Consider the following 2,628-nt stretch of genomic DNA (forward strand, 5'->3'; position numbering starts at 1 on the left):
TTGAACTCGGGGTATTGTTCTGGCGTATACTCCGCGCCCCCGCGCCGAAGTGGCGGAACTGGTAGACGCGCCGGACTCAAAATCCGGTTCTGGCGACAGAGTGCGAGTTCGATTCTCGCCTTCGGCACCAATTTGATGCAATCCCCGCAACACGCTTGCGCCCGGCATGACCGGCGCGGCATCATGCCTGTCATGAGACAACCTCTACAGGGGAAGGTTGCACAGATGAACTCCCACCGGGACTCGCTCAACAGGCTCGTCGACTGCGCATGATCGAATTCGGCCACAGCACGCACGTCGGCTTGCGTCGCGAGCACAACGAAGATACCTACTATGCCGATGCCGACATGGGCGTCTGGCTGGTTGCCGACGGCATGGGCGGGCATGAGCATGGCGAAGTCGCCAGCGCGATCGCACGCGATACCCTGATTGCCGAAATCAACAAGAGCACGCCGCTGGTTCGCGCAGTTCAGCTTGCGGACGAGGAGATCATCCGGCATTCCAATCGCCGCAGCGAAGCCCTGCCCATGGGCACGACAATCGCGGCAATGCGCCTGGTTGGCGAGAATGAATTCGAGATTGCCTGGGTTGGTGACAGCCGCATCTATCTCTGGAACGGCGAGCTCAAGCAAATTTCCCAGGATCACTCCTATGTCCAGGAACTGATCGACCAGGGCGCGATCACCAGCGAGCAGGCACGCAACCACCCGCACCGGAATGTAGTGACTCAGGCACTCGGAGTCACCGACCCGCAATCCCTGCGTGTTGAACTGGTCCGTGGCGAGTTCAATGCCGGCATGCAGATTCTGCTTTGCAGCGACGGTTTGACGGAAGAAGTGAGCGATGCAGAAATTGCTGCACTGATTGCCCGTCAGGAGTTATCGGCTCAGGAATGCGTCGACCAGTTGATTCTCGCTGCGCTGGATGGCGGCGGATCCGACAACGTCACGGTAATACTCGTTCGCAATCGCTGATTGCTCCCGCGACTGCTGAATCGTCGCGGCACGACACTTGCGCCAGAGTCGCAGCAGGCGCCCCGTGGAGAGGCGCCTGTCAACCATTCAGGATTTACCCCGGCCTGCCCGCAGGCGGCTCAGGGAGCCGCCGCACGCAGCGCTGCAAGCGCAGAGTTGAACCGTTGCACCGACCAGGCGTTTTCATCCTTGATCGTGGCATAGAGCTCGTCGAGCCGGCTGCGCAGCAATGCAGCCTGATCTGCATTGATCTGGCCGTCATTCTCGAACGCAACCACCACCGACTGTGCTGCCATTGCAACTTGCTCGGCCGATGCGTAATCACGATATTCGCCACGCTTGGCATCGGCTTCGATGCTGGCAAGAATGGCATCAAGACTATCCGGGCCATAATTGAATGCAGCCACGGCTGGCAGCAGTTCGGTGATGCTGGCCCGCAGCTTTCTTGCAGCAGCCAGAGTGGCATCCTGGCTTTTCGTCGTTGCCTTGTGCAAGGCACGGGTCTGCTCGAGGAGTCGTGCGGCTGCAGCCTTGTCGACCGGTGCCAGCACATGGCGGAACATCAGAGCATTGGAGTCGTTCAGGCGAACTACGCCCGGGCCGAGTCCCGTTCCCTGACGCGGAGCCCATTTTCGGCCTGACATGAGCTTGTGGCAGGCATGGCAATCGAACAGGACAAGCTCCGGGAAGATGCCTCGCCAGCCAGCATTTTCATCAGTCAGGATGTCCAGCAGGTTTTCGGACGCCACGCCCTGGCCAACCGCCCAGTCGCGCACACCGTTCCATTCTCCCTTGCGTGCCACCCAGGCCTCGCCAATCTTGTAGTGCGGATTGAGCCAGGTGAAGGTATCGAGTTCAAATGACAGCCGCGGATGACCGGCACCCATGATGCGATGGGTGATCATCCGGTCTGGCGTACCCATGTGGCAGGACAGGCACAGGCGCGCACGGGCGATAGGCTGGTCTGTAGGATAAAGGCCGTTCTCCACGTTCTCCGCGTGGGTAACACTGCGATCGGCGTGTGCGTTGAGCCAGAGCTCGGACCCGCCGTGACAGGACTCACAACCTACACCATCGGAAAGCTGAAAACGGTCGCCACGCATGGCTTCGGGAATGGAATCGGCATGGCAGTCGATGCATATCTTTGCCGACGCCGGATCACCGATACCCAGATTGCGCGCAATGGCTTTGGACGCATCGCTGCCGAGCGTCTGCCAAGCCCTGGCATGAGGGTCAAACTCCTGCCAGATCGCAAACTCGTTCTGCAGAACATTCGAATCGCGGAATGGCTGCGAGGCCCCGTGGCAGACACTATTGCTGCAACTGGCCACCCCCATGTGCTTGTGGGATTCGATCGCACTGACCGCTGATGGAGCTGCGATCACGAAAGCTGGAAACAGCGCCAGCAACAGCATGGCGATCAAGGCAAGACTGCAACGACTCATAAGTTTTTCTCCCCGTGGCTATCCGGTTGGACTCACGTTCGGGCCATCATCCCCGTCCCGATTATGCACCACATCGCCAGCAGTTCCCACGAAGTGGCTTTTGCAGGCCTGCGAATCCGATGCGAATCCCTGGATTGCCAAGGCGAGGGAGTGTGCAAAAAACGCCTTCGGGAGGTCCGTCGAATCGCCGGGAGGCTCAACCGTTGAGG

Annotated in this window: 2 protein-coding genes and 1 tRNA gene; 2 read left to right on the forward strand and 1 reads right to left on the reverse strand. The window is 59.8% G+C overall.

Translation table 11 applies throughout. From position 1 onward, the window contains the following. Nucleotides 1-43 precede the first annotated feature (43 nt). Nucleotides 44-130: transfer RNA gene (locus tag WBP53_RS17280), tRNA-Leu, on the forward strand. A gap of 139 nt (nt 131-269) precedes the next feature. Beyond that, on the forward strand, nt 270-974 hold the full coding sequence (locus WBP53_RS17285) for a PP2C family protein-serine/threonine phosphatase (protein ID WP_423930993.1): 705 nt from the start codon (nt 270-272) through the stop codon (nt 972-974). A 119-nt stretch (nt 975-1,093) separates the two neighbouring features. Here WBP53_RS17285 and WBP53_RS17290 read toward each other — a convergent pair whose 3' ends face one another. Then, nucleotides 1,094-2,419 carry a multiheme c-type cytochrome gene (locus WBP53_RS17290; RefSeq protein WP_423930994.1) on the reverse strand — a complete coding sequence of 442 codons (1,326 nt, stop codon included), beginning with the start codon at nt 2,417-2,419 and terminating at the stop codon, nt 1,094-1,096. Between the last annotated feature and the right edge of the window lie 209 nt (nt 2,420-2,628).

This window comes from Dokdonella sp. (assembly GCF_049593775.1).
GTDB lineage: Bacteria > Pseudomonadota > Gammaproteobacteria > Xanthomonadales > Rhodanobacteraceae > Dokdonella.

Excerpts from the sequence above, each read along its gene's own strand:
- WBP53_RS17290 (WP_423930994.1), bottom strand. The coding sequence starts at position 2,419 with ATGAGTCGTTGCAGTCTTGCCTTGATCGCCATGCTGTTGCTGGCGCTG.
- WBP53_RS17285 (WP_423930993.1), top strand. The coding sequence starts at position 270 with ATGATCGAATTCGGCCACAGCACGCACGTCGGCTTGCGTCGCGAGCAC.